Below are 6,493 nucleotides of genomic sequence, written 5' to 3' on the forward strand. Positions count from 1 at the left end.
GCGCGCCAGGCGTTTCGCCGCCGCTTCGCTGCCGTCGGCCACGATGACCATGCCCGCATGCAGGAACTGGGACGCGGCCGGCGGCGGCATCGCGCTGGGCCAGGCGGGCCTGCAGTCCGCGCCGTGGCAAGCCTGGACGGCGTCCTTGCGCACGGTGCCGGGCCAGCGCCGCCACGTGGCGCTGGCCGACGGCGGGCGCATGGAGCTGAATACGGACAGCGCCGCCGACGTCGATTACAGCGCCAGCCATCGCCGCATCCGCCTGCACCAGGGCGAGATCATGATCACGACGGCATCCGACCCGCGCCCCTTCCTGGTCGAGACCCCGCACGGCGTGATCCGCGCGCTGGGCACGCGCTTCGGCATACGCTGCACGCAAGGCGGCAGCAGCGTCAGCGTGTTCGAGCACGCGGTGGAAGTGCGCTGCGCGGCGCGCCTTGACGCCGTGCGCCGCGTGGAAGCGGGCCAGCAGCTGCGCTTCACGGCGAGCGGCGCCGAAAACGCGCAAGCCATGCCCGCGCACCAGGACAGCTGGCTGCGCGGCATGCTGGTGGCCGCCGACTGGCCCCTGCAGCAACTGGTGCAGGAACTGGCGCGCTACCGGCGCGGGCGCCTGGCATGCGACGCCGGCGTGGCGCAGCGCCCCGTCACGGGCACCTACCGCCTCGACGATATCGACGCCGTGCTGGAAAGCCTGTGCGCCTCGCACGGGCTGCAAGTGACGTACTTCACGCGCTACTGGGCCACGGTGTCGGCCCGCGCTGCCTGATATTTTTCGTTTTTTTTTTGCGCCAGGGGTTGGTGTTTCGCTGCGCTGCTTCGGCTTCCTAGTCAAGAAGCCGATTCACAGGCCCTTTTCCTATCCCTCCGAGCAGAAAGACCGAACATGCAATTGACCACCCCCGTCCTCCATCCCGCCGCGCGCGCCATCCGCCTGGCCCTCATCGCCATGGCTTGCGCCGCCCCCGCCGCCTTCATCGCCGCGCCCGCATTGGCGCAAGGCCAGGCTGCCGCCGCGCCGCAAAGCTACGCCATCGGCGCGGGCCCGCTGGCCACCGCCCTCAACGATTTTGCCGTGGCCGCCGGCGTCAGCCTGTCGACGGACCCCGCGCAGACGCGGGGCCTGCGCTCGCCCGGCGTGCGCGGCAGCTTTGGCGTCGCCCAGGGCTTTGCCCAGGTGCTGGCCGGCAGCGGCCTGGAAGCCGTGCAGCTGCCGAACGGCGCCTACGTGCTGCGCCAGGCGGCCGCACCTTCCACCTCGGCGGCCGGCGTGGAAAAGACCATGGCCCCCGTGACGGTCAGCGCCAGCATGGAGCGCGACCCCGTCAGTGAACACAGCAACTCGTATGCGGCGCGCGCCGTCACCGTCGGCAAGGGCGTGCAAACCCTGCGCGAGATTCCCCAGTCCGTCAGCGTGGTCACGCGGCAGAAGATGGATGACCAGAACCTCAACACCATCGACGCCGTGCTGGCCAACACCACCGGCATCACCATGTACGACAGCCCCATGGGCGGGCGCTATGTGTATTCGCGCGGCTTCATGGTAGAGACGTACCAGTTCGATGGCGTGAACCGCGCCATGTACTACCCGCAGGCGAACAGCTTCACCAGCAATACGGCCATGCTGGACCGCGTGGAAATCGTGCGCGGCGCGACGGGCCTGCTGCAGGGCACAGGCTCGCCTGGCGCGGCCATCAACATGGTGCGCAAGCGTCCGCTGGCGGAAAAGCAGGTGCAGCTGGCGCTGGGCGCGGGCCGCTGGAACGACGTGCGCGGCGAAGTCGACGTCACGGGCCCATTGAACGCATCGGGCAGCATCCGCGGCCGCGCCGTGGCCGCGCATGACCAGCGCGATTATTTCTATGACGTGGCCGACAGCCGCACGGACGTGCTGTACGGCGTGCTGGAATTCGACCTGGCGCCGGGCAGCAAGCTGACGACGGGCGCCAGCTACGAAAAGCTGAAATCGACGCCGTTTTTCTCCGGCATGCCCCGTTACCTCGATGGCAGCGATCCGAAGCTGCCCCGTTCGACCTTCCTGGGCGCCGACTGGAACCGCTGGAATAGCAGACAGACGGCCGTCTTCGCCGAATTCGAACACCGCTTCGACGCGGACTGGTCGCTCAAGGCCAGCGCCAACTACACGCGCGAACGGCACGACGTGAAATACATGTTCAGCCAGGGCGCGATCAATCCCGTCACCCTGGCCGGCATGATGATGTACGGCGGCGTGTTCGACTACGGCAGCACCAACAAGGGCATCGACCTGTCGCTCGACGGCAAATTCAACGCCTTCGGCCGGCGTCACGGCTTCAGCGCCGGCATCAGCACGAACCGCCTGGAAAGCGACAGCGACTACAATCTGGCCCTGCTGCAGCAGCCGAACAACCCGCTGCAGCCGAACCACGGCGTGGCCGAACCGAGCGACGCCTGGTTCCGTCAAAACAGCTACCGGGGAGACCCCAGCGTGACGACCATGACGCAGACGGGCGCATATGGCGTGGCCCGCTTCAGCGTCAGCGATCCGCTCACCGTGGTGGCGGGCGCGCGCGTGTCGAACTACAAGTCCAGCAGCGTGTACCGCGACACGGGCGACGTGTACATCGACCCGTATCGCGAAAACGGCGTGCTCACCCCATATGGCGGCGTGATCTACGCCTTCGATCCCCGCTGGTCCGGCTATGCCAGCATCTCCGACATCTTCCAGCCGCAGAACCAGCGCACGGCGGACGGCGCCCTGCTCGACCCGCTGAAAGGCCGCAACCTGGAAGCGGGCGTGAAAGGGGAACTGTTCGACGGCAAGGTCAATGCGTCGCTGGCGCTGTTCCGCATCGAGCAGCGCAACCGCGCCGAACTCGACCTGGTCAATACCTGCTCCAGCGGCACGGAATGCTATTTCTCGACGGGCAAGGTGCGCAGCGAAGGGCTCGATGCGGAGATCAGCGGCGAAGTGGCGCGCGGCTGGCAGCTGTTCGCCGGCTACACCCTGAACAATTTCAAGTACCTGGACCAGACGTCGAATGCGGGCGTGATGTTTGCCAGCACCTACTCGCCGCGCCACATGCTGCGCGCGTGGAGCGACTACCGCCTGCCCGGCGCCCTGCAGAAGTGGAGCGTGGGCGGCGGCGTGAACTTCCAGACGGAGAGCTCGCGCGTCACGCGCGACGTGACCGTGGCGCAGGGCGCATACGCGTTGTGGAGTGCGCGCGCCGCCTACCAGATCGACCGCAACTGGACGGCCGCGCTGTCCGTGACGAATCTGCTCGACAAGCGCTACTACCAGACGGTGGGCGCGCCTGCGTGGGGCAATTTCTATGGCGAGCCGCGCAAGGCGCAACTGACCTTGCGCGCCCGCTTCTAAACGACGCCTAGGTTGCCGGACGCAGGGGCGCCTTCGGCAGCGGGATGAATTCCGTCTCGCCCGGCACCTGTCCCATGCGCTGGGCGCTCCAGTCGTCGGCCGCCTGCGACAGGCGCTCCTTGCTGGACGAGACGAAATTCCAGAACAGGAAACGGTGGCCGTCCAGCGGCTCGCCGCCGATGACGACAAACTGCACGGGACCGCTGCCCGCCGTCACGACAGGCACGGTGCCCGCCTCCAGCAAGGCCATGGTGTGCGGCGCCAGCGCCACGCCGTCGACGCGCACCTCCCCGCTGATCGGGTAAACCGCCGCTTCCGCCGGCAAGCCGTCCAGGCGCAGCTCCTTGCCTGCCTCCAGCGCCACGTCCAGGTACACGGTCTGCATGTAGGTGCGCACGGGCGAGGTTTGCCCAAAGGCCGTGCCGATCAGGACCTTCACCACGGCGCCATCGAGCGGCACGACGGGAATGTCGGCTTGCGGCGTATGCGTGAAACTCGGTTCGTCTTCCTCGTGCGCCTTCGGCAGCGCGGCCCACAGCTGCAAGCCGTGCGTGCGGTGCGGCTGGCCGGCCAGGTCGTGCGGCGTGCGTTCCGAATGCACGATGCCGCGCCCGGCCGTCATCCAGTTGATGGCGCCCGGTTCGATGCGCTGGTACGACCCGATGCTGTCGCGGTGGTCGATCGCACCTTCGAACAGATAGGTGACGGTGGCCAGGCCGATATGCGGATGGGGGCGCACGTCGTGGTTGGCGTCGGGCGCCACGTCGATGGGGCCGAAATGGTCGAAGAAGATGAAAGGGCCGACGGCCTGTTTTACCGCGGAAGGCAGCAGGCGCCGCACGACGAAGCCGCCACCGAGGTCCTTTTCGTGGCTTTTCAGGATGGCCGTGCTCATGCCAGCACCGTCGTCACTTCGGTGGTGACCGCTGTCATCAATTTGTGCAGCGGGCATTTGCCCGCGGCGGACAGCAATTCCTGACGCTGCGCATCCGTCAGGTCGCCCGTCAGGTGCAGGGTGGCGGCCAGGCGGTACACGCCCTTGCGCTCTTCGCTGGCATCGCGTTCCGTACTCACTTCCACGTGCTCGAGGGGAATGCCCTTGTGCCTGGCGTACCAGACCACCGTGAGCGCCTTGCAGGCCGACAGCGCCGCGTCGTACAGGTCGTGCGGCGAAGGGCCGGCATCGCCGCCGCCCTCCTCCACCGAGGCGTCGGCGGAAATGATGTGATCGCGCACGTGCACGATATGGCGCATGGGTTGCGACTGGTCGCGGATGGCTTTGATGGTCATGGCGTTCCTTGGTGCGTTTGGAAAGCCACAATTTACACCGTTTGCCCGCTTTGCGCAGCCTGCTCCCCGGCTATCTGGTCATTTGATGCGGAACAGGGCATCGACCGTCTGCGCCATTTTGAGGCTGGTGACCGTCAGCATGTCGTCGGGATTTTGCCGCTGGCGGCTATTCGCGCGATTGTAGCGGTCCGATGGCACCAGGCCCACCGCATTGCCCAGGTTTTTCAGCTGGTCCGACGAGATGCCGGCCACGGCGCCCGCGCGCTTGCCGAAGCCGCGCGCCATGGAATCGGCCTTGCGCTGCGCATCCTTGACGGCTTCGCCCATCAGTTCCTCTTCCAGGCGGATGCGCTGCGTGGCGCCGAAGGTGACGGCAAACGCATCGAGGTTGGGCATGGCCAGCAGCGGACGCATGACGGCGGGCCATTTCGACAGGTCGGCCACGTTGATATGCACGCTCGCCTTGATCTGGTATTGCGGATTGGCGGGGTCCTGCTCGGCGCCCTTGCGGATTTCCTTGCGCACGTCGCGCACCTCGATGCCGGCGGCCGCCTCGGACAAGCCCTGCTCCACCAGCAGCGCCTTGATTTCCGCGATGCGCGTCTGGACCAGCGCAGTGGCGACCTCCGGCGCCGGGTCGAAGGCGCTGACGTCGAAATCGATCTCGCCCAGGTCCGGCGTGACGAAGCTGTAGGCCGTGCCCGTCGCATGGATGAAGGGATAGGAGGGCAGATCGCCGGCCAGGGCGGCGATGGGCAGGCAGGCGAACACGATGGACAGCAAGCGGCGTTTGAACACGGATACTCCGGCACGGTTAAGGTGCATGAAGTATCCGCCAAGATGACCGATTTGACAACAGACTAATCGAGCGTGCGCGCCACGCGAAAACCCACGATATCGTTCGACAGCACGGTGGAAAAGCCGTTGCGCAGGGCCGAGCGCAGGTAGCGCGGGTGGTACAGCCAGCAGCCGCCGCGCAGGATGCGCCGGCTGCTGTCGCTGCCCTCTTCCCAGGCGCTGCCATCGACGGGCGCGCCCTCGTAATTGTCGTGCACCACGTCCTGCACCCATTCCCACACATTGCCATGCATGTCGAACAGGCCCCAGGGATTCGGCGCGAAGGTGCCCAGCGGGCTGGTGCCGCCCCGGTACACGCCGCGCGGGCCGCCGTTGTACACATACAGGCCGTCGTAGTTCGCCTGTTCCGTGCTGATCGTGTCGCCCACGTTGAAGGCCGTGCGCGTGCCGGCGCGGCACGCGTATTCCCACTCCGCTTCGCTGGGCAGGCGGTAATGCCGGCCCGTGCGTTCGCTCAGCCATGACAGGTACAGCTGCGCGTCATTCCAGCTCACGCCCACCACCGGGTGCTGGTCGTTCTGCACGAAGCCGGGATTGTCCCAGTCCGTTTCCGAACCGCCCGCCCATTGCGTCGCCTGCACGAACGCCCGCCATTCGCCCACGCTGACGGGATGGCGCGCCAAGGCGAACGGGCGCTCGATGCCGACCCAGTGCTGCGGTGTCTCGCGCTCCAGCCACGCCTGTTGCGAGCCGGCCTGGATAGCGGCCTTGTGCTCCGTCTCGTGCGCGCCCATCTGGAAGCGGCCGCTGGGAATGAGCACCAGTTCCGGTCCCTGGCCCGAACCGTCGAGGTAATCGTCGCGCAGGATGCCTTCGGCATTGGCCACCGGCTCCTCGATGGCCGCCGGCGCCGCTGCCGCTGCCGGTGTCGCACGGCTTCATCTCCGGCGCCATGTTCCTGTGCATCGGCGTGCTGTAGGATGTCAAGTAGGCCAAAGGGAGGATGCTCCTCCCGGTATCGTGGTGCGACTAGTGCAAGGTTGG

6 protein-coding genes are annotated in these 6,493 nt (G+C 67.1%); 2 read left to right on the top strand and 4 right to left on the bottom strand.

Translation table 11 applies throughout. The features are described from left to right. A partial coding sequence (locus GCN75_RS28425) for a FecR family protein (RefSeq protein ID WP_152285331.1) occupies window positions 1–769 on the top strand: 769 nt, incomplete at its 5' end. Window positions 770–886: 117 nt separating this feature from the next. Further along, window positions 887–3,361 carry a TonB-dependent siderophore receptor gene (locus GCN75_RS28430; protein ID WP_152285332.1) on the top strand — a complete coding sequence of 825 codons (2,475 nt, stop codon included), beginning with the start codon at window positions 887–889 and terminating at the stop codon, window positions 3,359–3,361. A gap of 7 nt (window positions 3,362–3,368) precedes the next feature. On the opposite strand, the gene GCN75_RS28435 is transcribed toward GCN75_RS28430, so the two are convergent. From GCN75_RS28435 to GCN75_RS28450, 4 genes are all read right to left on the bottom strand, one after another. Further along, window positions 3,369–4,256, bottom strand: a complete 888-nt coding sequence (locus GCN75_RS28435; protein ID WP_152285333.1) for a pirin family protein — start codon at window positions 4,254–4,256, stop codon at window positions 3,369–3,371. Then, window positions 4,253–4,651, bottom strand: coding sequence for an OsmC family protein (locus tag GCN75_RS28440; RefSeq protein WP_152257922.1), 399 nt, complete (start codon window positions 4,649–4,651; stop codon window positions 4,253–4,255). The genes GCN75_RS28435 and GCN75_RS28440 overlap by 4 nt, the downstream gene beginning before the upstream one ends. 78 nt (window positions 4,652–4,729) lie before the next feature. Next, window positions 4,730–5,449, bottom strand: a complete 720-nt coding sequence (locus GCN75_RS28445; RefSeq protein ID WP_226941626.1) for an SIMPL domain-containing protein — start codon at window positions 5,447–5,449, stop codon at window positions 4,730–4,732. Between the two features lie 62 nt (window positions 5,450–5,511). After that, window positions 5,512–6,336: a formylglycine-generating enzyme family protein gene (locus GCN75_RS28450; RefSeq protein ID WP_319633313.1), complete on the bottom strand. Its 825-nt coding sequence runs from the start codon at window positions 6,334–6,336 to the stop codon at window positions 5,512–5,514. Window positions 6,337–6,493 lie beyond the last annotated feature (157 nt).

Origin of the sequence: Janthinobacterium violaceinigrum, assembly GCF_009208555.1 — a bacterium.
GTDB lineage: Bacteria > Pseudomonadota > Gammaproteobacteria > Burkholderiales > Burkholderiaceae_D > Janthinobacterium > Janthinobacterium violaceinigrum.

Excerpts from the sequence above, each read along its gene's own strand:
- GCN75_RS28440 (WP_152257922.1), bottom strand. The coding sequence starts at position 4,651 with ATGACCATCAAAGCCATCCGCGACCAGTCGCAACCCATGCGCCATATC.
- GCN75_RS28430 (WP_152285332.1), top strand. The coding sequence starts at position 887 with ATGCAATTGACCACCCCCGTCCTCCATCCCGCCGCGCGCGCCATCCGC.
- GCN75_RS28435 (WP_152285333.1), bottom strand. The coding sequence starts at position 4,256 with ATGAGCACGGCCATCCTGAAAAGCCACGAAAAGGACCTCGGTGGCGGC.